Source organism: Pseudoclavibacter helvolus, assembly GCF_014191305.1.
Taxonomy (GTDB): Bacteria; Actinomycetota; Actinomycetes; order Actinomycetales; family Microbacteriaceae; genus Pseudoclavibacter; species Pseudoclavibacter helvolus.
Genome location: NZ_JACHWJ010000010.1, coordinates 1 through 24,272, shown reverse-complemented (window position 1 = coordinate 24,272; position 24,272 = coordinate 1). Strand labels below are relative to the sequence as shown.

Sequence of the window (24,272 nt, the reverse complement as noted above, 5' to 3'; positions counted from 1 at the left end):
AGAAAAGCGCAGCAGCTCGAACTCGGTGGCGGTGAGCTCGATGAGGTCCTCACCCCGGCGAACTTCGTAGCTCTCCTCGTCGAGGCTGAGGTCGCCGACGCGCAGGACCGGGTCGTTCGCCCCACCCTGCGTCAGCATGGAGCGCCGAACGAGGCCGCGCACGCGCGCGATGACCTCTTCGAGGCTGAAGGGCTTCGTGACGTAGTCGTCCCCACCCGCCGTGAGCCCGGCGAGGCGGTCGGCGAGTGCATCCTTCGCGGTGAGGAACAGCACGGGAAGCGTCTCGTCGTCGGCGCGGATGCGGTGCAGCAGAGTAAGCCCGTCGGTGTCGGGCAGCATGATGTCGAGCACGGCGGCGTGCGGCTTGAACTCGCGCGCGACCTTCACAGCGGATGCACCGTCCGCTGCCGTGCGAACCTCCCACCCCTCGTAGCGCAAAGCCATTCTGAGGAGGTCGGTGAGCGAGGGCTCGTCGTCGACGACAAGCACTCGGATGGCGGACCCGTCGGCCGCCTTGAGCATCGGGCCGAGCCGTGAGCTCGACTGATCGGTTGCAGGCATGCCTCTAGTCTCCTCGTTCATCTATGAAGAGCCTATGAGAAGCCTGGGCGGCGGCTATGCGCTGTTCAGGCGAACAGAGTCTCCCCCACGAAGCCGCCTTCGCGGGCGCCGGGAGGGATCGCCCAGATTCCGCTGCCCGTGTGCTTGATGTACTCGTTGAGCAGGTCGGTGCTGAGCGACTGCTGCACGCGGATGAACTGCTCCGGGTCCCGCTGGTACGACAGGAAGAAGAGTCCGGCGTTGAGTCGACCGAGCTCGTCGTTGCCGTCGACGAAGTTGTAGCCGCGGCGCAGCAGCCGAGCTCCAGCGTTCTTCGTGGGGTGAGAGAGGGCGACGTGCGAGTTCGCGTCGATTGCTGGTTGCCCGAACGTGGTGTTGCTCTCGACGACGAAGTCGGGCTCAGTGAACTCCTCGCCCCCACTGAGTGGAGCCCCGGCCCGCTTGTCGCGGCCGATGATCTGCTCCTGCTCCTCGAGCCTCACCCGGTCCCACGACTCGATCATCATGCGGATGCGCCGCGCCACCAGGAAGGAACCCCCGGCCAGCCAGTCGGCCCCGTCGCCGAGCGCGACCCACACGTGCTCGGCGGTCGCGCTCGTCTCCTCGGCCTTGACGTTGGCAGTGCCGTCCTTGAAGCCGAAGAGGTTGCGCGGTGTGGCCTGGCTCGTCGACGTCGACGAGGTGCGGCCGAAGCCCAACTGCGACCAACGGAGGATCACGCGGCCGAAGCCGATGCGCGTGAGGTTGCGAATGGCGTGCACCGCGACCTGCGGGTCGTCGGCACATGCCTGAATGCAGAGGTCGCCGCCGGAGAGCTCGCTCTCGAGCGCGTCACCAGAGAACCGAGGGAGCTGCGTGAGCTTCGCCGGCTGTTTGCTCGCGAGCCGAAAGCGGTCGACGCCGTCACCGTCGACGAAGAGCGTCGGCCCGAAGCCAAACGTGATGGTGAGCGCCGACGGCGGCAGGCCCATGGCCTCGCCCGTGTCGTCAGGTGGGGCTAGGGGTGATCCGCCGACGGCGCCGGAGGCGGAGACGTCGAGGCCCTGCACGAGGCGGGACGACGCGTAGCTCCAGTCCTGCAGCAGCTCGACGAGCTCCTCGCGGGTGGTGCCCTCGCGCACGTCGAAGGTCGCGAAGTGGAGGCGATCCTGCGCCGGCGTGACGATGCCGGCCTGGTGCTCGCCGTTGAAGGGGTACTGGGTGCCGCTGCCCGCATGGGACGTGGCACCCGCACCGGTTGCGGCGGCGATGCCGTACCCGCCTGCACCACCAGCAGCAATGCCCGCCGCGCCCGCGCCGAGCAGCCCGAGCAGCCCGCGTCGCGAGAGGCCACCGCCCGCGGCTGGCTCCGAGTCCGCCGCAGCGGGCCGACGGGCCGCCGTCGAACCGGACCTCGAGGTCCCGGCAGGCACATCCGCCCCATCGGGTTCGTGCCCGGTCACACCTGCGCTCACCGGCGCTCCTTCTGATCGTTTCGATGCGAATGGCCAACTTGAGTGACAAACGGCGCGAGATCACCGCGCTCGGGGTGATCTCACGCCGACCATCACGCAAGTTGGCCACGCGTGCTTGGGAGAGGCTACGCCTCGAGAGCGGGCATCGAGGCTAGGCCTGCAGGCCGAGCACCGTGGTCGTGAGCTGCGAGAGCGGCTCGGCGAGTGCATCCACCTGCGTGGAGAGCTCCTTCACCTGGTCGGGCGTGAGGTCGCGGTAGTTGGTGAAGCCTTCCTCGTAGCTGCCGTAGGAGCCGAGCAGGTCGTTCAGCGCCGTGAACTCGGTGCTGATCGAGTCGGCGATAGCGACGCCGTCCTCGCCCTTCGAGCGGGCGACGTCCTCGACGATGCCAAACGCGACTTCCGCGCCTTCCACGTTCGCCTTGAAGTCGCTGAGGTCGGTACCGGACCACCAGTCCTCTTCACCGGAGATCTTGCCGGTCGCGACCTCGTCGAGGAGGCCGATGGCACCGTTCGTGATGTCCTCGATGGAGATCTCGAACTCGTCGCTGTTCACGAGGTCGGCGAGCTCCTGGATGTCAGCAACGAGCTGGTCGGCGTAGGCGGCGCGCTCTTCGGTTGTAGACGGGGCCCAGTCGAGGAACGCGTCGGTGTCGTCGGAGTTCTTGTCGCCGGGCTTCGGCTGCCACAGGTCCTTCTCGATGCGGTGGAAGCCGGTCCAGTCGAGGCCCTCTGCGACGGCGTCGACCTCGCGGTAGTCGATCTTCGGGTCGAGGTCGCCGAACGCCTCGGCGGTTGGCTCGATGCGCTCGTAGGGCACGCGCGCGGCGGCGAACAGCTCGCGGGCCTTCTCGTCGTCGCCCGACTTGTAGGCGGCCGTGAACTCCTCGACGAGAGGTACAAGCTCGGAGACCTGGTTGCGCAGGTACGCGGTGTAGCTCGTGACGGCCTCGTCGTAGGCCGCCTGGTCGTCGGCGGCGACCTCGACGGCTTCGCCGGAGACCTCGAATGCGGTCTGGCCGATGCCAGCGCCGATCATGCCCGGCTTGCAGACGGTGAAGTAGCTGCCCGGCTGGGCGACGACGGAGAGCTGGCGGCTCGTACCCGGCGCGATGTTCTCGACTTCGCCCACGATGCGGAGGCCGTCATCGGCGAGCAGGTAGAACTCGGTGACGCGCTCCCCGTCGTTGGTCACGTCGAAGGTGATCGGTCCGCTGGCGGCGGATGCGCCGGAGACCGTGCAGTCGGCGTCGGTACTCGAGACGGCGAGCGAAGAGGCGGAGTCTGCGGGCGCGTTCGGCACGCAGCCCGTGAGGGAGACGAGGGCCGCTGCGGAAAGCAGCCCCGCGGCGAGTGGCTTGAGTTTCATGGGTGTCCTTCTCCTGAGAGCTACTGAGTGTGAGAGGCCTGAGTGGGTGAGAGGAATTAGCGCGCCGCGGTGGCCGCGGGCTGAGGTGAGGTCGAGGTGGTCTTGCGGCGTCCCGCGCGAGTGCGGAGGACAAAGAGCGTCGCGGTCGGGATGAGGTAGGCGAAGTAGGCGAAGATCTCGAGCTTCGTCATCTCGGGCGTGAAGCCGATCGTCCCCTTGAGGAGCGCACCGAGGAGCCCGTCTGGCGGGATGATCTCCGGGATGCGGAACGCCCACGCGTTCTCGCCGAACCAGGCCTGCACGGCAGCGGATGCGCCTGCCGGGGCAGGCACGAAGGGGCCAGGAAGCACCGCCGCCTCCTGGAGGTCGTGGATCGCGTAGGCGACGATGCCGGCCGCGAAGACGATGAGAAGAGCGCCGGTCCAGGTGAAGAACGTGGAGAGGTCGATGCGGACGACGCCGCGGAAGAGCGCCCAAGCGAGCCCGACCGCGATGAGCAGGCCGACGATGGCGCCGAGGAAGCCAAGCACCCAGCCGTCGCCCGAGCGTGTGGTCGACCAGACGAAGAGTGCCGTCTCGAGGCCCTCGCGCGCCACGGAGACGAACGCGACGGCGACGATGCCCCAGCCGCTGCCCGTGAGGTGCCGGTCGACCTGCCCCTCGAGGTCGTGTTTGAGGGTCTTCGAGACGCGCAGCATCCAGAACACCATCCACGTGACCATGGCGACCGCGACGAGCGAGAGGCCGCCGCCGATGATCTCCTGCGCCTGGAACGAGAGGCCGTAGGCGCCGAAGGTGAGGATGGCGCCGAGGATGAGGGACGCGACGACTGCGAAGGCGACCCCGAGCCAGATGCGTCGAACGATGTCGGGCCGCTGGATGCGCCTGGCGTAGGCGATGAGGATACCGACGACAAGCGCCGCTTCGAGGCCTTCGCGGAGGCCGATGAGAAGAGAGCCGAGCATGTTGGATTCCTGGGCGTGAAGAGAACTGGGCCGGCGGGCGTGAGGGCCAGCCATAGCCCAGGCGTCCAAACGAGGTAGGCCAGGTTAGGCTTACCTTTCGCGAAGATACACCCGCGCTCAGCGAATTACCAAGTTTCCAGCGGATCCGCGTTGTGCGGGGCCGATCCGTCGCCGTCCGCCCACTTGAGCACCACCGCCCCAAGGCGGACTCAAGTACCGTGGTCGGCGGCCCGCGCCTCCGCTCGGGTACAGCTGAGCAAGAGGAGCACCCGTGCAGACCATCGACACCAAGCAGCTCGCGGAGCTCGGCGAGCAGGCCACCGTCATCGACGTCCGCGAGCGCGACGAGTTCTCGGCCGTGCGCATCCCGTGGGCGAGCAACGTGCCGCTGAGCGAGCTCGTCGAACGCGTCGAGGAGGTGCCGGAGAACGGCCCCGTGTACGTGATCTGTGCCGCAGGCGTTCGCAGCGAACGTGCCGCGACCTACCTCGAGCAGCAGGGCAAGCCGGTGGTCAACGTGCTTGGCGGCATGTCCGAGTGGGCTGGATCCGACCTCCCTGTCGAGCGCGGCTGACCCGACCGCTCGGTCGGAAGGCTTCCGCATTCGTCTGCCCTGTTCACCTATCGAACCGAGGCATCACTTGCCAACCGTCCCGCCGGACGGGCAGTTCTCCCCGTGATTTCGGGTGTGCCGCGCGGTGATTCTCGCTACCGTGGGGCCACCCCGACTGCGAGCACTGCGACGCGTCGGGACCACCGGCGATGGGAGCGGAGTGTGAACAGCCCACGGCGTCTGGCGCGCATCCGCGATGCCTCGACCCGCCTGGCCTCTCAGCCGAGCATCGACCCGCAGCGACAGGTTGAGCTGCAGCACCGCGCCGCCCTGCCAGATCCGTTCGGACACACGCTCCCCCGCCACAAGATTCCTGTGGCATCGCCGCCGCTCTTCATCCCCGCGTTCCGCTACTACCCACCCGCGTCGCGCCTGCGAGCCGCGCGCTAGGTTCCGGTTCAAGACTCACGACCTCTTCGCGAGCGGATGCACGCACTGGGCCCTGTGGATGACCGAGCGGATGTCCGTGGTCGCGCCTAGGGTTGCTTGCATGGTCGCAACACACGAGACAGAAGCCCCCGCCCAGTCAGGGACCCTGCTCGAGCGCGCGCAGCGAGTGCTCCGCGAGGTCTTCGGCTACGACGACTTCCGAGGCGACCAGGCCCAGATCATCGAGCGGCTCTGCGCGGGAGACGACGCGGTCGTGCTCATGCCTACCGGTGGCGGCAAGAGCCTCTGCTACCAGGTACCCGCGCTTGTGCGCGAGGGAACCGGCGTCGTCATTTCGCCCCTCATCGCCCTCATGCACGACCAGGTCGGCGCGCTCGAACAGCTCGGCGTGCGTGCCGCGTTCCTGAACTCGACGCAGTCGATCGACGAGCGCCGGGACGTGGAACGTCAGCTGCTGGCGGGCGAGCTCGACCTCATCTACCTGGCGCCTGAGCGGCTTCCTGTCGCGGCAGACCTGCTCAGCCGCACCAACATCTCGCTGTTCGCGATCGACGAGGCGCACTGCGTCGCACAGTGGGGCCACGACTTCCGGCCCGACTACCTGAACCTCTCGATGATCGCCGAGCGGTGGCCCGGGGTTCCTCGCATCGCGCTCACGGCAACCGCAACGAGCGAGACGCGCCAGGAGATCGTCGACCGTCTCGTGCTCGGCGACGCGAAGGTGTTTGTCGCGAGCTTCGACCGGCCCAACATCCAGTACCGCGTCTCACCCAAAGCCACTCCGAAAGCACAGCTCCTGCGACTGATCCAGGAGGAGCACGCGGGCGACGCCGGCGTTGTCTACTGCCTGAGCCGGAAGTCCGTCGAGAACATCTCCGAGTGGCTGCGAGGGCAGGGCGTCAACGCACTCGGCTACCACGCGGGCATGCCGGCCGAGACGCGGGCGCGGCACCAGTCGAAGTTCCTCCGCGAAGACGGGGTTGTCATGGTGGCGACGATCGCGTTCGGCATGGGCATCGACAAGCCAGACGTGCGTTTCGTCGCGCACCTCGACCTGCCCAAGAGCATCGAGGGCTACTACCAGGAGACCGGCCGCGCGGGCCGCGACGGCCTGCCGTCGACCGCCTGGCTCGCGTACGGGCTGCAGGACGTGGTCCAGCAGCGTCGCATGATCGCGGAGGGCGAGGGAGACGCGCAACGCAAGCGCGCGCAGAGCCAGCACCTCGACGCGATGCTCGCGCTCTGCGAGACCGTGACCTGCCGCCGCGTGCAGCTGCTCGCCTACTTCGGCCAGCTCAGCGAGCCGTGCGGCAACTGCGACACGTGCCTGTCACCACCAGATTCCTGGGATGGCACGATCCCAGCCCAGAAGCTGCTCTCGACTGTGCTGCGGCTCGACCGCGAGAGAAACGGCCAGGCGTTCGGCGCGGGCCAGCTCATCGACATCCTCACCGGCAAGACGACCGACAAGATCACGCAGTGGAAGCACGACGAGCTGTCGACGTTCGGCATCGGCAAGGACCTCGGCGATACGGAGTGGCGCGGCGTCATCCGCCAGCTGTTGGCCGCCGGCGTGCTCGCCGTCCGTGGCGAGTACGGCGTATTGGCACTCACGAGCGAGGCAGCTCTAGTGCTGCGAGGCGAGCGGCAGCTGATGTTCCGGAAGGAGCCTCCGAAGGCGCCCGGGTCGAGCGGGCGGCGCACGCGCGGCGAGTACTCCGGCCGGTCCGGCGGTGGCAGCGCGGCAGCGGCCGCACTGTCCGAATCGCAGCGCGAGGTCTTCGAGCGCCTGCGCGCGTGGCGCGCTGAGACCGCGAAGGAGCAGGGCGTGCCCGCCTACATCGTCTTCACGGATGCCACGCTCGCCGCGATCGCCGAAGTGAAGCCGCGCCAGCACGCGCAGCTCGCAGCGATTTCCGGCGTCGGCGCAGCGAAGCTCGAACGCTACGCCGACGACGTGCTCGACGCCGTCGCCGACCAGTAGCAGCCGCCCCTCCGCTTCACCGCGTGCGGACTGGCGCTGCGGTCACGGGCGACTACGAGAGGACGCGGTGGACGCGAAGCGCTTCGACTACGAGCGCGTGGTCGTCATGCATCTCGAGTCCGCTGACGCCGACGGCGCCTGCGAGCGTTCCACCGATGAGGATGGGGAAGGCTCCCCCTGCTGCCGCGTACTGGCGCGGGTCGAGCAACGAGTCGGCGGCGAAGTCCTCGCCGTTGGCCTCGTAGGTGTAGCGCACGGCAAGCGTGGAGTGGCCGAAATGCTCGACGACCTTGAATTTGCGGGCGAGCCACGCGTCGTTGAGCGCTGATGAGCCTGGGGTGGCTGCGTGGAACGCTTGCTGACCTCCGAGCACGATGGAGACGGCGACGCTGTGACCCCGGACGACGGACTCGTGGCGCAGCCAGGTACCGACTTCCCATGCGTCCTCGAGCGTGAACCTCGGGAGATCGAGTTCCTTCTCCTCGGCGCGAAGAACCTGCAGGATCTGGTCGACGGGCAGGCCGACGTATGGCGTTGTGCTGGCGGAGCTCATTGGTCACCTCGTTGTGCTGGACGGATACCGGTTGCGGGACGTGCTGGGTGCTGGACACAGCGACGAGCCTGGTGTGAGCTTAGACCCTTACAACCCATTTGTCATGACATGAGAACATTGACGACTTCAGTCTCAAGTATGACGCGATACATCGCGAGTTGCGGCAGGATGATCGCATGCGCACACTCCTCAACATCATCTGGCTCCTGCTCTCAGGCTTCTGGCTCTTCTGCGGCTACATGCTCGCCGGCGTGCTGCTCTGCATCCCGATCATCACGATCCCGTGGGCCATCGCATCGTTCCGTATCGGCCTCTATGCGCTGTGGCCGTTCGGCCGCGATGTCGTCTCGAAGCCCACTGCCGGCGCGTTCTCTTTCCTCGGCAACGTCATCTGGTTCATCCTTGCTGGATGGTGGCTCGCCATCGGGCACATCGTCTCCGGCATCGCACTCTGCGTCACGATCGTCGGCATCCCCATGGGCATCGCCGACTTCAAGATGATCCCGATCTCCCTCACGCCCCTCGGCAAAGAGGTCGTCGACCGCGACAACGGCCCGTTCAGCACGGCACGTCGCTGACGGGCATCCACTGAGCGCAGAAACGGCCGGCACCCCGCAACAGGGTGCCGGCCGTTTCGCGCTTCTCTCCGGGGAGTGGATGCGCCCTACTTCGCGGGCACCTCAGGGATGTCCTCCTCGACCTCACGAATCACGGCGATGTCCTGCGTGTAGCCGCCAAGCTGCTCGAGCTCGTGGGCGAGCTCCTCGAGTTCCGCGCCGCCGGCCATCTGCGCCGTGAGCTCGTCGAGGGTGATGTCAGCCTTGTCGTAGTAGCCGATCGACTTGCCGCGCTTGAGCAGCAGGAAGCTGTCCCCGACGGGGAACGCGTGGTGCGGGTTGTGCGTGATGAAGATCACACCGAGCCCGCGGTCACGGGCTGCGAGGATGTACCGCAGCACCACACCGGACTGCTTGACTCCGAGGGCGGCGGTCGGCTCGTCGAGGATGAGCGCCTTCGCCCCGAAGTACACGGCCCGAGCGATCGCGACACACTGTCGCTCACCGCCGGAGAGCTGCCCGATGGGCTGGTCGACGTCGCGAAGGTCGATGCCCATGTCGAGCAGCTCCTTCTTCGTGATGGCCTTCATCTGCTCGACGTCGAGGCTCTTGAACGGGCCGACGCCCTTCGTGAGCTCGGAGCCGAGGAAGAAGTTGCGCCAGATCGGCATGAGCGGCACGACCGCGAGGTCCTGGTAGACCGCCGCGATGCCGCGTTCGAGGGCTTCGCGGGGCGACTTGAGCGTGACGGGTTCGCCCTCGATGAGGAACTCCCCGTCGGTGTGCTCGTGGCGTCCCGCGATGATCTTGATGAGCGTCGACTTGCCGGCACCGTTGTCGCCGAGCACACATGTGACCTTGCCTGGGTCCACATCCATGTCGACGTTCTGGAGGGCGAGGATGTTGCCGTACCGCTTGCCAGCATCCCGAAGAGAGATGAGGTGCGTGCCCTGCTCTGGAGCGCCCGACTGCTGCGCATCCGTGGCTGTTGCCTGGTTGGTGGTCATTACTTCTGCTCCGCCCTCTTCTTGACGACGAGGTTCACGATCGTTGCCATCAGCAGCATCAGGCCGAGGAAGAACTTGAACCAGTCCGGGTTCCACTGGGCGTAGACGATGCCCTTGTTGGCCATGCCGAAGATCAGGGCGCCGATGGCGCCGCCGATCGCCGAGCCGTAGCCGCCGGTGAGGAGGCAGCCGCCGATGACGGCCGCGATGATGTAGAGGAACTCGTTGCCGATGCCCTCACCCGACTGCACGATCGAGAAGGCGAAGAGGTTGTGCATCCCGGCGACCCAGGCACAGAAGCCGACACCCATGAACAGGCCGATCTTGGTGGCCGTGACCGGGACACCGACGGCGCGGGCGGCGTTCTCGTCGCCGCCGACGGCGAAGATCCAGTTGCCGATCTTGGTGCGCTGCAGGATGAACGTGGCGACGAGCACCAGCGCGATCCAGATGAAGACGGTGATCTTCACGTTGATGCCGAAGATCGGGATGTCGCTCGCGAAGACGGCCTTGGCCGACTCGAAGCCGTCCATGTTCGAGATCTCAGGACTCGAGACGCCGCCGCCGATGAGGCGGGTGATGCCGAGGTTGAGGCCCGTGAGCATGAGGAACGACGCGAGCGTCACGATGAACGACGGCAGCTTCGTCTTGATGAGCAGCCAGCCGTTGACGAAGCCGACCGCCAGTGCGAAGAAGAGGCCCATGAGCACGCCGACCCACACGTTCGTGGCGAAGTACCAGCTGAAGAGGGCCGCCGTGAGTGCCGACGAGATGACCGCGACGCCGGCGGAGAGGTCGAACTCGCCGCCGATCATGAGCAGCGAGACGCCGACCGCCATGATGCCGATCGTGGAGGCGCCGTAGAGGACGGTGGAGATCGACGCGGCCTGGGTGAAGACGGGCGCGGCGATCGCGAAGAAGATGAAGACGACGATCGCGCCGACGACGGCGCCCATCTCCGGGCGGCCGAGCACCCTCGAGAAGACGGAACGCTTGCCGACGCGCTCGTCGGCGACGGCGATCGAGCTGGTCGGCGGGTACTTGCGTGAGGGTGGTGACGTTGGTGTGGTGGTCTGAACCATGCTGTGCACTTCCTTGTGTCTGGGGCCGGGATGCGCCGCATCCCGACCCCGGTGCCGATTCGGTTAGCGAATGCCCTTCTCGGCCTGTTCGAGCACGGCTTCAGCGTTCTCGGAATCGATGATCGTCGGGCCGGTGTAGACGGGCTGCCCGCCGCCGATCTCGAAGCCGCCGTTGTTGTAGAGCCACAGGGAGTCGACCGCGAGGTAGCCCTGGAGGTACGGCTGCTGGTCGACGGTGAACTGCACGGTGCCGTCGATGACGGCCTGGGCGAGGTCAGCGTTGAGGTCGAAGGAGGCGACCTTCGCCTTGGATCCGGTCTCGGCGACGGCGTCGACCGCGGTGAGTGTGAACGGTGCGCCGAGGCCCACGACGAGGTCGGCGTCTGGCGTCGACTGCAGCTTGGCGGTGATCGTCGACTTGACCTGCGTCATGTCCGTGCCGGTCACGTAGAGGATCTCGGTGCCCGGCACCTTCTCCTTGATGCCGGCGCAGCGCGCCTCGAGGCCGACGTGGCCCTGCATCTGGATGACGCAGAGGGGCTTCGTGTAGCCGTCCTCGGCGATACGGTCGCCGAGCGCGCGGCCAGCGACCGTCTCGTCCTGCCCGATGAAGGTGAAGGCGCCGAACTCGAAGGCCTCCTCGAGGCCGCCGTTGAAGCCGACGACGGGGATGCCCGCCTCTTCGGCGTTCTTCAGGGCGTCTTCGAGCGCGTCGCCCTTGGCGAGCGTCACGGCGATGCCGTCGACACCCTGGTCGACTGCCTGCTGGATGAGCTGGGCCTGGTTGGCAGACTCCGGGTCGCCCGAGTAGAGCAGCTCGACGTTGTCCTTGGCCGCGGCCGTCTCTGCGCCCTTGCGGACCGTGTCCCAGAACGTGTCTCCGGGAGGGGCGTGCGTGATCATCGCGATCTTGATGGAGGGCGTGTCCGCGACGCCGGCGACTGCCGGGTCCTCGGCAGTGCCGGTGTCACGACCGCCAGCGGACGAGCAGGCGGTGAGCGCGAAGACCGGGACCATTGCGAGTGCGGCCAGGCCGAACATGAGACGTTTCTTCTTCACGAAAACTCCTTTGAATGCCGTGATGACGTCAGTTGTGCGCTCGACAGGAAGACCGCTGGGGGACGGTATCTCGAAGAACCCACGTGTACTCGCTCGGTCATCCTTGTCCGAGAGCAACGAGCACGTCACTGACTTGTCATGACAATAGCTCAACAGGTGTATTAAGCAAATACTTTTTTGTGAAGACGGCCTCGCAGCGTCACCTCGCCCTGGGCGGCGGACCCTGAACCCGATCGCCCGCCGCCCCGGGCAGCGCTCCCCCGTGACCTCAGGAGCCCACCGGCTCCTCGCGTCCGCTCGCCAGCGAACGCGTCGCCGCCTCGGCGATCGCCTGCGCCCGGAGGGCATCGCGCAACGACGGAGATGGCAGGCGAGCCCCCTCCAGCGCGCCGACGAACTCGCTGAGGGCCGCGGCGTACGTGGGCTGCACACGCTCGAACCACCCCGCATGCATCCCGGACTCGGTGACCGTGCCGCTGCCGTACCTCGCAACCTGCCCCGCCCGGTGCCGTTTGGCCTCGACGAGCCCCGTCGATCCGAACACCTCGAGCCGCTCGTCGTAGCCGTAGCCGGAGCGGCGGATGCTGTCGATCTGCACGAGGGCACCGTTCGCCAGCCGCACCGTCGCGACCGACGTATCCACGTCGCCGTACTCGGCGATTCTGGGCTCGGCGAGCGCGCTGCCGGTCGCGTACACGGCGACCGCGTCGAGGCCCGTGATCCAGGTCGCGAGGTCGAAGAAGTGCACCGTCTGGTCGCGCATCTGTCCGCCGGACACGGCGATGTACTCGAGCGGCGGCATCGACGGGCCGCGACTCGAGAGCTGAACGAGCTCGACGTCGCCGATCTCTCCCGCATCCACGATTCGCTTCACCTCGGCGTAGTCACGGTCGAAGCGGCGATTGAAGTCGACCATGGCCGTGATGCCGGCGGCCTCGACGTAGGCGACCGTCTCGCGAGCCGTCTCGAGGTCGAGATCGATGGGCTTCTCGCAGAGGGCCGCGATGCCGGCGTCGGCCGCGAGCCGGAGGTGCTCGGTGTGGCGGTTCGTCGACGACGCGATGAGCACCGCGTCGACCTGCGTGGCGTCGAAGACCTGCTCGAGCGAGGGCACAGCCGTCGCGCCGTGCGAGAACGCGAGCCGCTCTGCCCTCGCCAGGTCGACGTCGTACACGAAGCGGAAGTCGACCTCGGGGTTGGCCGCGAGGCTCTGGGCGTGGACGGCACCGATGAAACCGGCGCCGATCAGGGCGAACCTCTGCATCTCAGCTGCCCCCTGCTTCACGGAGTTCAGCGTCAGCGGCCGCCACCTCGGCATCACGATCGACGACACTGGCCGGCACGATCCACGCCCCGTCGGCAGCGTGCGAGGCGGCCACGGCCTCGACGAACTGGACGCCGATGAGCCCGTCGATGCCCGTCGGGAACGACAGCTCCCTGACGGTCGATGGGCGCGCATCCCGTCGCGCCTCGAGCTCGTCGGCGAGGTCGCGGTAGAAGTTCCCGAACGCCTCGAGGAAGCCCTCCGGGTGCCCGAGGCCGACCCTCGTGAGCCTCGCGGAGTCCTCGGAGAGCGAGGCGAGGCCGTGGGTGTAGGTCGTGGTCGTACCCTCGAGGTCCTGGTAGGTGAGGTGGTGCGGGTCCTCGTGCTGCCACTCGAGGCTTCCCTCGTCGCCGAAAACCCGGATACGCAGCCCGTGATTGTGGCCCGTCGCGGCCATGCTCGCCCAGAGGCGACCGGGAACCTCGTCGCTGTACTCGAGCGCGACCGTCGCGTTGTCGAACACCTTCCGCCCGGGCACGAAGGTGTGGAGCTGCGCGGAGACCCGCTCCGCCTCGAGGCCAGTGATGTACCGACTCAGGTGATAGCCGTGCGTGCCGAGATCGCCGACGACACTCGGAAAGCCAGCCACGTCAGGGTCGGTACGCCAGCTGGCCTGCTTGTGGCCGGTCAGCTCGAGCGGCGCCGCCGCCCAGCCGGAGGCATGCTCCACATCGATGAACGTGAGCCGACCGAGTCGGCCGTCGCTCACCATTCGCGCGGCCTCACGCACCATCGGGTAGGCCGAGTAGCAGTGCGGCACCGCCAGGATCGCGTCGTTGGCCGCCGCCAGGTCGACAAGTGCGCGAGACGTGGCCGAGTCCTGCGTGAGCGGCTTCTCGCACACGACGTTGATGCCCCGCTCGAGGAACGCCTTGGCCCCCTCGAAGTGGCTGTCATTCGGCGTCGCGACGATGGCGACGTCGATGCCGTCCTCGCGTGCGGCCTCCGCCTCCGCCATCTGCTGATACGTGTCGTAGGCGCGCCCAGGGGCGACCCCGAGGGATGCGGCCACTCCGGCCGACTGCTCGCGGTCTCGCCCGAAGACCCCCGCGTCCAGCGAGTACCGGTCGTCCAGACGCATCCCGAAGCGATGCGTCTTGCCGATGTCGGCGCCGATGCCGCCCCCGACCATTCCTGCGCTCAGCTGCCGCGCGTTCTGTGTGCTCATGCCACCCTCGTTGCTCGTCTGGTGCTTGGTGCTTGTCTCGTGCCGACGCTTGCCAGGTGTTGGCTTGGACAAATATAGATCGGTGCAAATAGTTCCACACCGCGCGGGAAAAGGCCATACGCTGGTGGCTCGACCGGAGCACAACCAGGAGGCGACCACGTGCACGAGACCCAGAAATCGCCTTCGACCCCCGTGACGATCCGCGACGTCGCCGAGCGGGCCGGCGTCTCCAAGTCGCTGGTGTCGCTGGTGCTCCGCGACGCCCCGCATGTGAGCGACGCCCGTCGCGAGGCCGTCCTCGCGGCCATCGCCGAGCTCGGCTACCGCCCCAACTCGCACGCCCGCGGGCTGTCCCGCGCCAAGACACGGACCGTCGGGCTCGTCGTCAACGACCTCCGCAACCCCTGGTTCGTCGAGCTCCTCGAGGGCATCTCCGCAACGCTCCACGCCTCCGGCTACCTGACCCTGCTCACCGACAGCCGCACCGACCAGCGCATCGGGCGCAGCTCGCTCGATGCGCTCACGCAGCAGGGCGTCGACGGCATCGTCGTGATCGGCACCACATCAGAGGGCGACGCCGTCGCCCGAATCGCCGGCGAGGTGCCCGTCGTGCTCGCGGGCACCCTCGACCCCGACCTGCCCACCGTCGACATCGTCACGAACGACGACGAGGCCGGCGCCCACCAGGTCACCCGCCATCTGCTCGAGCTCGGACACACGCGCATCGCGTACCTGCGCGGGCCCGGCCGCATCAGTGAGCTGCGTGAGCATGGATTCCTGCGCGCCATGGGCGAGGCCGGACTCGCCGAGCGCGCGGTCGTCGAAGCGGGAGGCATGAGCGAGGAGAGCGCCCACGCCGCCGCAGGTCGGCTTCTCGGTGCCCCCGCTCCTGAACGGGTCACCGCGATCTTCGCGTTCAACGACGCCTCCGCCATCGGCGTGCTCTCCGTCGCCAACACACTCGGACTGCGCGTGCCCGCCGATCTCTCCGTCGCGGGCTACGACAACTCCCCGCTCGCGAAGTTCCAGGTGGTCTCGCTCACCTCTGTCGACACCGGCAACTTCGCCATCGGCGTGCAGGCCGGCACGCTCCTCCTCGAGCGGATGCAGCAGCCCGTGCAGCTCCAGCGCGTGCAGCGCGTCGCGACGAGTCTCGCCGTGCGCGGGTCGACCGGAAGCGCTCCGGCCTGACTTCGGCGGGCTGACTCGCTCGCAGCGCGCCGGGTTGACCGCTGCGCGATGGCCTGGCCCCCTGCGAGATGGCTCTGGCCCCCTGCGAGATACTGGCCGGGTGACCCCGATCATCCGCGATGCCACGATCGACGATATCCCCGCGATCACCGCGATCTACAACGAGGACGTGCTGACGACAACCGTCAACTGGAACTCCTCGACCGTCGACGAGGCCGACCGCCGCTCCTGGTTCGCGGGGCGAGCATCCGCTGGCTTGCCCGTGCTCGTCGCGGTCGACGAGGCTGACTCCGTGCACGGCTACGCGAGCTACAGCGACTTCCGCACCTTCTCCGGCTACCGGCACACCGTCGAGCACTCGGTGTACGTGCGAGGCGAGGCCCGCGGGCGAGGCCTCGGCAAGGCGCTCACCCTCGCGCTCGTCGAGCGCGCTCGAGGGGCTGGCAAGCACGTCATGGTCGCCGTCGTCGACGCCGACAACGCGGCGTCGATCAGCCTGCACGAACGCCTCGGCTTCGTGCACTCGGGCCGACTCGACCAGGTGGGGACGAAGTTCGGCCGCTGGCTCGACGTGATCTTCCTGCAGCTGGTCCTCGACGCCGGCGAACCCACCGAGGCAGGGCGCAGCTAGCGGGCGCAGCGCTGACGCGGGCGCTGGCGCTGGCGCTGACGCTGACGCTGACCAACTTCCGTGATCAGAACCGGTCGGGGCGTTGCCGCGGGGCCCCGAGCGCCGATTCATCACGGAAGTTGGCCGCTCTTCACGAGTGGGCAGCGCGCAGCGGCGGCAACGCTCAGCGGAGGCGGGCTGCGGGCAGCGGAGGCGGCAGCGGGCAGGGGACAGGTCGGGCAGCGCGCGCGACCGCCCGGCACGGGACGGGCGCCGGGGCCTTACTCGACGACGACCCGGAACGCCGAGACCGCGCTGTCGACGGCGCCGCGCACGTGGCTGCCCGCGGCGGCGGATGCCCGCAGGAACTCGACGACCTCGACCGTGATCTCCTCGCCAGGCAGCACGTTCGGGATACCGGGCGGGTAGGCGGCGAGCGAGTCGGCGGAGATGCGTCCGATCGCGTCCGCCCACGGAACCGTCTCTGCATCGGCGAGGTACGCGGCACGGGGACGGATGCGCATCCTGCCCGGCCCTGGCATCGGCGGGATCACGACGGCCGAGTCGGCCGCTGCATCGGCGGCGGGCGACTCCGCGGCGACATCCGCCGCGATCTCCGCGAGGGCGTCGAGCAGGATGCGAGCATCCGGCGTCTTGCCGATGCCGACGACCGCGACGACGCAGCTCACGGTGGCCATCTCGACCATGACGCCGAACTCGCGGGCGAGGCGCAGCCGCACGGTGTGCCCGTCGAGGCCCGTCGATCGGATGTCGAGCGGAATGCGGAAGGGGTCGACGGCAACGGTCGACGGGTAGGCGTCGAACTCGTCCGAGACGACGGGGAACCGGCCGTCGGCGCGGAACATCTCGCGGGCGGCCATCACGGCCGCGTGCGAAGCCTCGAGCAGGTCGCGACGCTCGACGAGATCGCGGCGGTCGAGGTCGAGCGATGCGAGCAGCAGCGAGCTCTCGCTGGTGGATGCGGTCATGCGGTGGGCCCGCTCGACGTGCGGCTCGAGGGCACGCGCGACGGGGCCGTGCCCGAGGTGCACGAGCGCGCTCTGCGAGAGCGACGAGGTGAGCTTGTGCGTGCTCGTCACGACGAGGTCGGCGCCGAGGCGGACGGGAGAGTCGGGCAGCTCGGGCAGGAACCCGAAGTGCGCTCCCCAGGCGGCATCGACGATAAGCACGGCGCCGGCGTCGTGCACGACCTCCGCGATGCCGGCGACGTCGGCGACGGCGCCGAAGTAGCTCGGCGAGACGATGTAGACCGCGGCGACGTCGCCACCGCCGGACGCGCGGCGCGTGGCAATCGCATCCGCCACCGACGCGGGGGTGACCCCGTGCGCGATGCCGTGCTCGAGATCGACCTCGGGCAGCACGAAGCTCGGCGAGGACCCGCCCAGGATGATGCCGTCGACGAAGCTCGAGTGCGCGCTGCGCTGCATGAGCACTCCCTCGCCGAGGCCGCGGGCGGCGAGCGCCGCCATGCGGTTGCCCATCGACGACCCGCCGGTCAGGAACCAGGTGCGGGATGCGCCCCATGCGTCGGCGGCAAGCCGCTCGGCCTGCTCGCGGGGCGAGCCGTCGCCGAGGTCGATGCCGTCGAGCAGCGGCGTCACGTCGAGCTCGAGCACGCGCTCGCCGAAGTACTCGGCCTGGCCCAGGCCGAGTCCGCTGGCGTCGGCGCCGTGGCCTGGCACGAGGAACGCCGTCGAGTCGCGAGCGGCGTGCACGGCGAGCGCGGCGGCGTACGGGGCGCCCGCCGTGTCCCGGCTCGCGTCGGTCGGCTTCCCCTGCTGAGCACCCGCGTCGGGGCGTTCCGCAGTTCCGCTGAAGTCGCCTTCGGCGTCGTCGAAGGCGAACGTCGGGAATTCAGGCGCGTGCGTCATGGTCCTATCGTGTCAGCCCTGCTTGCAAGAGAGAATGGCATCATGCCGGGAGGCCTTCAGCCTTAGACTGAAGCCATGACCGAGCGTTCAGCCGCCGACCTCCCCGACTTCCGCGGGCTGGCCGCCTTCGATGCGGTCCTGTCCAGGGGCTCGGTCTCCGCCGCGGCGGCCGCGCTCGGCTGGAGTCACCCGACCGTCGACCACCACCTCAGGCGCCTCGAGCAGCAGGCTGGCACCAAGCTGCTCGAACGCGGCCCGCGCGGGAGCACCGCCACCGCAGCCGGGCGGGTGTTCGCGCTCCGCGCCAAGCAGCTCCTCGAGGGCGGCCGCCGCGCGTTCGCGGAGCTCGACGCGTGGCTCGACGACGAACGCCGCCTCGTCCGCTTCGGCATCTTCCCCACCCTCGGTGCGCTTGTCGTGCCCGCCATCCTGCGACGAGCCGAACTCGAGCACCTCAGCCTCGAGCTGACGCTCGACGAGTGCGAGCGCCTCGGCCGGCAGCTGGAGCAGGGACAGCTCGACGCGGCGGTCCTGTTCCAGGCGTCAGGCCTGCCCACACCGCTTTCTTCAGAGATCACTTCCGAGCTGCTGTTCGTCGAGCCGCTCGTCCTGGCGGTGCACCGCGCGCATCCGCTCGCCACAGCCAGGCAGCGAGTACCGGTTCGGGACTTCACGGAGCTGCGTGAAGATCGCTGGGCGTTCGGCGCATCCGGGGGCGACACGCTCGACGAGGCGACCCGCGAGCTCTGCCGGAGAGCCGGATTCGAGGCGAGCACGGGGATGCGCTCGGACGACTACCCGGCGATCCTCGGGATGATCGCGGCAGGCCAGCTCGTCGCCGTCGTCCCAGCCTCGGTGGCGGCCTGGCACGACGACACCGTCGCGTTCCTGCCCATCGATCCGTCGACGCTCACGCGCGAGGTTGTGCTCGCGACACGCGAGGAGCCGCCAGCGGGCCTGCGCGACGCCATCATGGCGGCCCTGACAGAGCTCGGATCGCTGACCCCGGCTGCCTGACCTCCGCCATGGGGTCGCCCGCCACGGGGTCGCCGCGTTGCGGAGTCGCTGCGTTGCGGCACACCTGACCCGACCTGGCCGACCTGACCGTCGAGCGAGGACCGTCGCCGCCTCGGCGGGGACCTGCAGCGTCACGGTCGGAAACCTCCCGGCGACGAGTCCTAGGGTCGTGTTGTTCTGACAAACGACGGAAGGCGAACAGTGACCAGCAACGTTCCTGAACTCGGACTCAACGACGGCACCACGATCCCCGCGATCGGCTTCGGCACGTTCCCGCACGCTGGCGAGGACTCCGCCGAGCCCACCCGCGAGGCGCTCTCGCTCGGCTACCGCCTGCTCGACACCGCCATCAGCTACGACAACGAGGAAGCTGTCGGCCGGGGCATCCGGGCCTCCGACGTGCCGCGCTCCGAGATCGTCGTCACGAGCAAGATCCCCGGCCGCTTCCACGGCTACGACGAGACTCTCACGGGCTTCGACGAGTCGATCGCGCGCCTGGGCCTCGAGCAGCTCGACCTGCTGCTCATCCACTGGCCGCTGCCGCGCCTCGAGAAGTACGTCGACACCTGGCGCGCACTCGTGCAGCTGCAGAAGGACGGCCGAGTGCGGTCCATCGGCGTCTCGAACTTCACGCCGGAGCACCTCACGAAGATCGCCGACGCGACGGGCGTCACGCCCGCCGTCAACCAGGTCGAGCTGCACCCGTTCTTCCCGCAGGCAGCATTGCGGGAGTTCCACGCGGAACACGGCATCGTGACCGAGGCCTGGAGCCCGCTGGGCCGCGGCGAGCTCCTCGAGCATCCCGTCGTAGCCGAGGTCGCCGCCGCGCACGGCGTCTCGCCGGCGCAGGCCATCCTCCGCTGGCACGTCGAGCTCGGCTCGGTGCCGATCCCGAAGTCGCGTTCCACCGAGCGCCAGGCGAAGAACCTCGACATCTTCGGCTTCCAGCTCGACCAGGCAGAGGTGGATGCGCTCTCCGGCCTCGAGCGCGGACGCATCTGGGACCAGGACCCGGACACCCACGAGGAGTTCTAGGCGTCCGCCCTCTCCTCGCGCCGGAGCCCGCTCCCCTGGGGACGCTGGCCGGAGGTGCTGGCCGGGGACTGTAGCCGCGGGCGTGAGCTCGGCCGCGGGCGCGGGCGTGAGCTCGGCCACAAGCCCGGCCGCAGGCCCGCGTCGGCCGTGTCCCAGGCACCTCCACTGACCAACTTCCGGGACCAAACGCCACCCAGAGCGCCGCTCGGTGCCGGACGCCGTCGTTCATCCCGCAAGCTGGCCAGTACTCGGGCGAGGCAGCACGCAGCCACGCGAGGGCCGGAGAGCCCTACAGCTCGTTGCCGCTCACCGCGAAGGTGTCGCAGGACTGCGTGCCCTTCTCGTAGCCCGTGACAAACCAGTTCACGCGCTGCTCGCTGGTGCCGTGGGTGAACGACTCCGGGTTCACCTGCCCCTGCTGGCCCTGGATGTGGTCGTCGCCGACAGCGGATGCGGCCGAGAGCGCGACGTTGACCTGCTCGCGTGTTGGCGGGTCAAGGAGTGTCACACCCTCATCCGTCTGCGTGTTCGCGGCCTCGCCGAGCCAGGCGCCGGCGAAGCAGTCAGCCTGCAGCTCGATGCGCACGCCGTCAGACGTCGGCCCCGTGTCGGTGCGGTTCGTGTTGTCGAAGACACCCATCTGGTGCTGAATGTGGTGGCCCCACTCGTGCGCGACGACATACATCTCCGCGAGCGGGCCTTCCTTGGCTCCGAGCTGCGAGGTGAGCAGCTGGAAGAAGGAGGTGTCGACGTACATCGACGAGTCGCCGGGGCAGTAGAACGGGCCGACCGCGTTGGACGCGGTGCCGCACGCCGAGCTCGTCTGGCCCTCGTAGAGAATGAAGCCCGGCTGCTCGTACGTGACGCCGACGGCGGCGCTCTCCGTCTCCCAGTAGTCGGCGAGCGAGTTCTGCACGCCGACCATGCGGCAGTCGATCTGCTGGTTCGCGTCAGCGCCGGTCTGGCACTGCTCTGCGAGCCCGCCTCCCTCGACCTCCTGCTGCTGCGTCTGCTGACCCTGGTCCATGCCACTGACGAGCCCTGTGAGGTCAACCCCGAGGAACTGCGAGGCGAGGAACGCCACGATGAGCAGGCCGATGGAGCCGCCGCCAATCGCGGCCGTCTTGGCCCCCCGGCCGCGCTTCTGCACGCCGCTCGTGTCGAGCTTCGCATTCTCGTTGAAAGTCATGGGGGAAATCTACCCGCCCGGCGGGCGAATCGGGGTTCGCGGACGACGGCTTGCCGCTATCGAAATCTTGATCAGGCATCGCCCAGGTGCCGCGGGCAGCCGAGCAGACCCGCCACGGCCCCGAGGGGCCGCCGCCTACGCGTCGATGCCGGCGGCCTCGAGCGCCGCGAGGAGACCAGGGAGCCATGCGAGCGCCGCGTCGCTCGCCGTCTGCCGCGAGCTGGCGTCGTGCCTGCCGTATTCGCCGACGCGCTGAGCGCCGAGCTCGGTCATGAGCCGGTCGATGTGCTCGCTGCCCTGGCTGTACGTGTCGGAGTAGTTCGTGTCGCCCATCCCGAACATCCCGTAGCTGTAGCCCTCGAGCGAGGGACGGATGGCGTCGAGCTCTTCCCAGAACGGCAGAGCACCGCTCGGCAGCTCGCCGTCGCCGTGCGTCGAGCACACGAAGAGGTAGAAGGTATCGACTTCGAGCTCCTCCGGCTCGAAGACCGACATGTCCTCGACCGCGACTTCGCGGTCCGGCATCGCGTCGGCGAGGTCGCCCGCGACGAGTTCGGCGTTGCCCGATTCCGTGCCGTAGAGGATCACAATGCTCATGTACTGCTCCTAGGTGTTGCTTTCGGGGTTGGGGTCTTGGGCCATTGTGGCGCGGCGGCGCGCGATCCGCAGCAGCGTCTCGGTGTCCTGCTCCTTCGCCCGCACTCGCCCGGGGCCAGCTTGCCGCTGCTCATGCTCGTCGATGACGCTCCACTCCGCGAAGCTCACGGACGACTCGTCGAGGTGGGCGAGCAGCGCCTCCCGCTCGACTCCCGATTTCGGGGCGGCGGATGCCAGCCAGTCGTCGACCTCGCGAGCGACCAGCTGCCCCTCGGCTCGGCTCGAAGCGATGGTGCCCTGCGGGCCCCGCCTCGCCCAGCCGGCAGCAAAGACGTCCTGCACGTCGCCGAGCATCGCGTGCAGCAGGTGGGCGTCGCCGCGGTGGAAGCCAACTGCGGTGATGACGGAGTCGACGTCGATCGACGCGGGTTCGGTGCTCGTGGATGCCGCATGCGTTTCCGATACGCCCGGCCCGGCGAGCGAGACTCGAAGGTCTCCGGCTTCCTCCGCGAGTGCAACGGGAGCAACCCCGAACCTGAGCCGAACGGTGATGCGCGGATGCTCCGGCTGCGCCCGATCCAGGAGGCCTGCGAGCGCAGCTGCCTGGGCAGAGCGCCCATCTTCGTCGGAGAGCGCCTCCGCGTCGACGCCGAAGACCTCGAAGCGGGCGTCGTCGATGCGGCCGAGCTCCGAGAGGAGCGATGGCGTGAACTTGGCGTCGTCGATGCCGGCCCGACCGAGCACCTCGATGACTTCGAGTTCGCCTGAGGCCGCCACGAGCAGCGGGGAGTGCACGTCCGAACCCTCGAAGTCACTCTCGTGCTTGGCAAGCAGACGCACGACGTCGATCGCCACGTTGCCGTTGCCAACAATCGCGACGCGGCTGCCGAGCCTCGGCAGCGCGATGTCGTCGCCGGGGTGCTGGTTGAGGATGCGCATGAACTGCCCGGCACCGACGACTCGGTTGTGGTCGAACCCCGGCAGTTGGAGCTGCGCATCCGCGTGCAGGCCCGTAGCGACGATCGTCGCGTCGAACGCGCCGCGCACGGCCTCGAAGTCGACGTCACGGCCGACCTCGACGTTGCCGAGGAACCGCACGCCGGATCGCGTGAAGAGCCGGTCGAACTGCCGGGTCACGGCCTTCGTGCCCACGTGGTCGGGGGCGACGCCGTAGCGGATGAGCCCGTACGGCACGGGCAGGCGCTCGAACATGGCGACGTCGACGTCGCGTCGAAGCTTGAGGAGCGCCTGCGCCGTGTAGCAGGCCGAGGGGCCGCTGCCGATGATCGCGACGGCACGTCGGGCTTCAACGGTCATGCGGTGGTGCTCTCCTCGATTCGCGGGGCGCGGGGGCGCAGGAAACGCTCCGCCGAGTATGCCACCTCGAACCTCGGTGTGCGCCCCGCATCCGGGTCGGTGCCCGGATGCGGGGCTCCACAGAGCTTGACTACTGTGACGTCACTGCCGATGAGAAGGTGCCAGCCATGTACTCCGCTTCGAACTCACCCGAATCGAACAGCCCCGAGGCACCGTCTGTCCGTCACACGGGCCCCGCGGCAAAAGTGAATCCCTGGGTCGTCGCGGTGATCGCGCTCGCTGTCGTTCTCCTCATCGGGGCAGGCTTCGCAGGTTACGCCGTCGCGTCTGGGGCCTTCGTTCGGGCCGAAGCGACCTCGGTGTCTGCACCTGCAAACGACGAGGATGAGGCGCCGGCCGCCCCGGTAGCTGAGACCCCAACCACTGCTGCCCCCGTAGCATCTGCCGTTCCGCCGCCAGCTCAGGCCCCCAGCTACTCCGGAACCTGAGTGGGGCAGATCTCAGGCGACCGACACGCGTATTCGCTCACCGTCACGATCTCCGACGTAGACGGCGTCATGACAGCCACCGCAACCTACCCAGAACTGCCATGTACGGGAACCTGGTCGCAGACCAGCCGTACCTCGGACCGCATCGTCGTGGTCGAGCGCATGGGGAGCGAGAACGACTGCTTCGACAACGTCTCGATCACCCTCGAGGCTTTGGGCCCCGACACACTCGCTTACAGCGCGCAGTCCGGCAACTACTTCATCACCTCGACTCTCGTCCGCAGCTGAGCGGGCCACGACGCCTTCGAGTCAGGCGTTTGCACCCGCCTTCTGCTGCTTGAGCTTCTCCTCCGCCTGCATCGCCTTCTCCTCGATGGGGGCGTTGCCAGACTCCCGTTGCGCGCGCATGTACGCGCGCGCCTCGTCCTGGCGTTCACGCTCGGCACCGGAGGCAATGGATGCGCGGATGTGCTCCGGTCCGTAGCCGAACGCGTCGACAAGGTCGGCGGCGTGCGGGCGGAGCCGCGCGATGAGCCGTTCCCTGTAGGCGGAGACGGCCTGCGCGCGCGGGACGGAGAGACGACCGGACATGAGGTACCAGGCCAGGTTCTCCTCGATGAGGCCGAGGCCGAAGAGGTCACGCAGCCAGGTGAGCACCTGCCTGGTCTTGCCCTCCGGCATGCCCGAGATGGCGTCCGTGAAGGCTTCCCACTGCAGCAGCTGGCCGTGTGCCCTCGCCGCTTCGATGAGCGTCGGTTGGTTGCGGTTGAAGAGCGCCGCCGCCTCTGGCTTGGACAACTTCTTCGCGTTGCGCAGCTTCGCCGCTACTTCGGATACGAGTGTCTCGACT

25 protein-coding genes are annotated in these 24,272 nt (G+C 68.5%); 10 read left to right on the top strand and 15 right to left on the bottom strand.

The annotated features are described in order from the left end of the window. The 4 genes from FHX72_RS17760 to efeU all read right to left on the bottom strand — a co-directional run. On the bottom strand, positions 1 to 561 hold a 561-nt coding region (locus tag FHX72_RS17760), incomplete at its 3' end, for a response regulator (protein ID WP_244964383.1). Positions 562 to 626: 65 nt separating this feature from the next. Continuing rightward, complete coding sequence (efeB, locus tag FHX72_RS17755) at positions 627 to 1,973, bottom strand: iron uptake transporter deferrochelatase/peroxidase subunit (protein ID WP_183626818.1); 1,347 nt, start codon at positions 1,971 to 1,973, stop codon at positions 627 to 629. 193 nt (positions 1,974 to 2,166) lie between these two features. Then, positions 2,167 to 3,384, bottom strand: coding sequence for an iron uptake system protein EfeO (gene efeO, locus FHX72_RS17750; RefSeq protein ID WP_183626814.1), 1,218 nt, complete (start codon positions 3,382 to 3,384; stop codon positions 2,167 to 2,169). A 56-nt stretch (positions 3,385 to 3,440) separates the two neighbouring features. Beyond that, entirely contained in the window at positions 3,441 to 4,349 is a 909-nt protein-coding gene (efeU, locus tag FHX72_RS17745) for an iron uptake transporter permease EfeU (RefSeq protein WP_068476742.1), read from the bottom strand. 271 nt (positions 4,350 to 4,620) lie between these two features. Here efeU and FHX72_RS17740 point away from each other — a divergent pair, with 271 nt between their 5' ends. The 3 genes from FHX72_RS17740 (at position 4,621) to recQ (ending at position 7,336) form a co-directional block, all read left to right on the top strand. Then, positions 4,621 to 4,923: a rhodanese-like domain-containing protein gene (locus FHX72_RS17740; protein WP_068476740.1), complete on the top strand. Its 303-nt coding sequence runs from the start codon at positions 4,621 to 4,623 to the stop codon at positions 4,921 to 4,923. 201 nt (positions 4,924 to 5,124) lie between these two features. Continuing rightward, entirely contained in the window at positions 5,125 to 5,352 is a 228-nt protein-coding gene (locus FHX72_RS17735; RefSeq protein WP_068476738.1) for a hypothetical protein, read from the top strand. Positions 5,353 to 5,452: 100 nt separating this feature from the next. Further along, positions 5,453 to 7,336, top strand: a complete 1,884-nt coding sequence (recQ, locus tag FHX72_RS17730) for a DNA helicase RecQ (RefSeq protein WP_068476736.1) — start codon at positions 5,453 to 5,455, stop codon at positions 7,334 to 7,336. Positions 7,337 to 7,388: 52 nt separating this feature from the next. Here the strand turns inward: recQ and FHX72_RS17725 are convergent, their stop codons facing one another. After that, a complete protein-coding gene (locus FHX72_RS17725) occupies positions 7,389 to 7,889 on the bottom strand; it encodes a heme-degrading domain-containing protein (RefSeq protein WP_183626812.1) in 501 nt (166 codons plus the stop codon). Between the two features lie 176 nt (positions 7,890 to 8,065). Between FHX72_RS17725 and FHX72_RS17720 the strand changes: the two genes are divergently transcribed. After that, positions 8,066 to 8,467 (top strand): YccF domain-containing protein, encoded by a 402-nt coding sequence (locus tag FHX72_RS17720; protein ID WP_183626811.1) that lies wholly within the window; start codon positions 8,066 to 8,068, stop codon positions 8,465 to 8,467. 86 nt (positions 8,468 to 8,553) lie between these two features. Here the strand turns inward: FHX72_RS17720 and FHX72_RS17715 are convergent, their stop codons facing one another. The 5 genes from FHX72_RS17715 to FHX72_RS17695 form a co-directional block, all read right to left on the bottom strand. Continuing rightward, the gene (locus tag FHX72_RS17715) at positions 8,554 to 9,453 is read right to left on the bottom strand and encodes an ATP-binding cassette domain-containing protein (protein WP_183626809.1); all 900 of its coding nucleotides are present in this window, start codon (positions 9,451 to 9,453) and stop codon (positions 8,554 to 8,556) included. Then, the gene (locus FHX72_RS17710; RefSeq protein ID WP_082774993.1) at positions 9,453 to 10,535 is read right to left on the bottom strand and encodes an ABC transporter permease; all 1,083 of its coding nucleotides are present in this window, start codon (positions 10,533 to 10,535) and stop codon (positions 9,453 to 9,455) included. Before FHX72_RS17710 ends, FHX72_RS17715 begins: the two co-directional genes overlap by 1 nt. Positions 10,536 to 10,598: 63 nt before the next feature. Continuing rightward, the gene (locus FHX72_RS17705; protein WP_068476775.1) at positions 10,599 to 11,576 is read right to left on the bottom strand and encodes a substrate-binding domain-containing protein; all 978 of its coding nucleotides are present in this window, start codon (positions 11,574 to 11,576) and stop codon (positions 10,599 to 10,601) included. 286 nt (positions 11,577 to 11,862) lie between these two features. After that, on the bottom strand, positions 11,863 to 12,879 hold the full coding sequence (locus FHX72_RS17700) for a Gfo/Idh/MocA family protein (RefSeq protein ID WP_338110169.1): 1,017 nt from the start codon (positions 12,877 to 12,879) through the stop codon (positions 11,863 to 11,865). Continuing rightward, entirely contained in the window at positions 12,860 to 14,086 is a 1,227-nt protein-coding gene (locus FHX72_RS17695; protein WP_183626807.1) for a Gfo/Idh/MocA family protein, read from the bottom strand. The genes FHX72_RS17700 and FHX72_RS17695 overlap by 20 nt, the downstream gene beginning before the upstream one ends. A gap of 159 nt (positions 14,087 to 14,245) precedes the next feature. On the opposite strand from FHX72_RS17695, the gene FHX72_RS17690 reads away from it, so the two are divergent. Both FHX72_RS17690 and FHX72_RS17685 read left to right on the top strand, forming a co-directional pair. Continuing rightward, positions 14,246 to 15,277, top strand: coding sequence for a LacI family DNA-binding transcriptional regulator (locus FHX72_RS17690; RefSeq protein WP_183626805.1), 1,032 nt, complete (start codon positions 14,246 to 14,248; stop codon positions 15,275 to 15,277). Positions 15,278 to 15,377: 100 nt separating this feature from the next. Further along, positions 15,378 to 15,908: a GNAT family N-acetyltransferase gene (locus FHX72_RS17685; protein ID WP_068476728.1), complete on the top strand. Its 531-nt coding sequence runs from the start codon at positions 15,378 to 15,380 to the stop codon at positions 15,906 to 15,908. Between the two features lie 260 nt (positions 15,909 to 16,168). Here FHX72_RS17685 and FHX72_RS17680 read toward each other — a convergent pair whose 3' ends face one another. Continuing rightward, the gene (locus FHX72_RS17680) at positions 16,169 to 17,779 is read right to left on the bottom strand and encodes an aminotransferase class I/II-fold pyridoxal phosphate-dependent enzyme (protein WP_183626803.1); all 1,611 of its coding nucleotides are present in this window, start codon (positions 17,777 to 17,779) and stop codon (positions 16,169 to 16,171) included. A gap of 75 nt (positions 17,780 to 17,854) precedes the next feature. On the opposite strand from FHX72_RS17680, the gene FHX72_RS17675 reads away from it, so the two are divergent. Together FHX72_RS17675 and FHX72_RS17670 are read left to right on the top strand one after the other, a co-directional pair. Further along, complete coding sequence (locus tag FHX72_RS17675; RefSeq protein WP_183626801.1) at positions 17,855 to 18,796, top strand: LysR family transcriptional regulator; 942 nt, start codon at positions 17,855 to 17,857, stop codon at positions 18,794 to 18,796. 201 nt (positions 18,797 to 18,997) lie between these two features. Beyond that, complete coding sequence (locus FHX72_RS17670) at positions 18,998 to 19,831, top strand: aldo/keto reductase (protein ID WP_068476724.1); 834 nt, start codon at positions 18,998 to 19,000, stop codon at positions 19,829 to 19,831. Between the two features lie 289 nt (positions 19,832 to 20,120). On the opposite strand, the gene ypfJ is transcribed toward FHX72_RS17670, so the two are convergent. The 3 genes from ypfJ to FHX72_RS17655 form a co-directional block, all read right to left on the bottom strand. Further along, positions 20,121 to 21,020 (bottom strand): KPN_02809 family neutral zinc metallopeptidase, encoded by a 900-nt coding sequence (gene ypfJ / locus FHX72_RS17665; protein WP_183626799.1) that lies wholly within the window; start codon positions 21,018 to 21,020, stop codon positions 20,121 to 20,123. A gap of 135 nt (positions 21,021 to 21,155) precedes the next feature. Continuing rightward, positions 21,156 to 21,617 carry a flavodoxin domain-containing protein gene (locus FHX72_RS17660; RefSeq protein ID WP_183626797.1) on the bottom strand — a complete coding sequence of 154 codons (462 nt, stop codon included), beginning with the start codon at positions 21,615 to 21,617 and terminating at the stop codon, positions 21,156 to 21,158. 9 nt (positions 21,618 to 21,626) lie between these two features. After that, on the bottom strand, positions 21,627 to 22,934 hold the full coding sequence (locus FHX72_RS17655; RefSeq protein ID WP_183626795.1) for an FAD-dependent oxidoreductase: 1,308 nt from the start codon (positions 22,932 to 22,934) through the stop codon (positions 21,627 to 21,629). A 167-nt stretch (positions 22,935 to 23,101) separates the two neighbouring features. Here FHX72_RS17655 and FHX72_RS17650 point away from each other — a divergent pair, with 167 nt between their 5' ends. Continuing rightward, positions 23,102 to 23,422: a hypothetical protein gene (locus FHX72_RS17650; RefSeq protein WP_183626793.1), complete on the top strand. Its 321-nt coding sequence runs from the start codon at positions 23,102 to 23,104 to the stop codon at positions 23,420 to 23,422. Beyond that, positions 23,423 to 23,710 carry a hypothetical protein gene (locus FHX72_RS17645; RefSeq protein WP_183626603.1) on the top strand — a complete coding sequence of 96 codons (288 nt, stop codon included), beginning with the start codon at positions 23,423 to 23,425 and terminating at the stop codon, positions 23,708 to 23,710. A gap of 21 nt (positions 23,711 to 23,731) precedes the next feature. Here FHX72_RS17645 and FHX72_RS17640 read toward each other — a convergent pair. Then, the coding region (locus FHX72_RS17640) for an acyl-CoA dehydrogenase (protein WP_276510557.1) at positions 23,732 to 24,272 on the bottom strand (541 nt) is incomplete at its 5' end.

Excerpts from the sequence above, each read along its gene's own strand:
- FHX72_RS17680 (WP_183626803.1), bottom strand. The coding sequence starts at position 17,779 with ATGACGCACGCGCCTGAATTCCCGACGTTCGCCTTCGACGACGCCGAA.
- recQ (WP_068476736.1), top strand. The coding sequence starts at position 5,453 with ATGGTCGCAACACACGAGACAGAAGCCCCCGCCCAGTCAGGGACCCTG.
- FHX72_RS17705 (WP_068476775.1), bottom strand. The coding sequence starts at position 11,576 with ATGTTCGGCCTGGCCGCACTCGCAATGGTCCCGGTCTTCGCGCTCACC.
- efeU (WP_068476742.1), bottom strand. The coding sequence starts at position 4,349 with ATGCTCGGCTCTCTTCTCATCGGCCTCCGCGAAGGCCTCGAAGCGGCG.
- ypfJ (WP_183626799.1), bottom strand. The coding sequence starts at position 21,020 with ATGACTTTCAACGAGAATGCGAAGCTCGACACGAGCGGCGTGCAGAAG.
- FHX72_RS17725 (WP_183626812.1), bottom strand. The coding sequence starts at position 7,889 with ATGAGCTCCGCCAGCACAACGCCATACGTCGGCCTGCCCGTCGACCAG.
- FHX72_RS17710 (WP_082774993.1), bottom strand. The coding sequence starts at position 10,535 with ATGGTTCAGACCACCACACCAACGTCACCACCCTCACGCAAGTACCCG.
- FHX72_RS17660 (WP_183626797.1), bottom strand. The coding sequence starts at position 21,617 with ATGAGCATTGTGATCCTCTACGGCACGGAATCGGGCAACGCCGAACTC.
- FHX72_RS17675 (WP_183626801.1), top strand. The coding sequence starts at position 17,855 with ATGACCGAGCGTTCAGCCGCCGACCTCCCCGACTTCCGCGGGCTGGCC.
- FHX72_RS17720 (WP_183626811.1), top strand. The coding sequence starts at position 8,066 with ATGCGCACACTCCTCAACATCATCTGGCTCCTGCTCTCAGGCTTCTGG.
- FHX72_RS17715 (WP_183626809.1), bottom strand. The coding sequence starts at position 9,453 with ATGACCACCAACCAGGCAACAGCCACGGATGCGCAGCAGTCGGGCGCT.
- efeO (WP_183626814.1), bottom strand. The coding sequence starts at position 3,384 with ATGAAACTCAAGCCACTCGCCGCGGGGCTGCTTTCCGCAGCGGCCCTC.
- FHX72_RS17695 (WP_183626807.1), bottom strand. The coding sequence starts at position 14,086 with ATGAGCACACAGAACGCGCGGCAGCTGAGCGCAGGAATGGTCGGGGGC.
- FHX72_RS17655 (WP_183626795.1), bottom strand. The coding sequence starts at position 22,934 with ATGACCGTTGAAGCCCGACGTGCCGTCGCGATCATCGGCAGCGGCCCC.
- FHX72_RS17650 (WP_183626793.1), top strand. The coding sequence starts at position 23,102 with ATGTACTCCGCTTCGAACTCACCCGAATCGAACAGCCCCGAGGCACCG.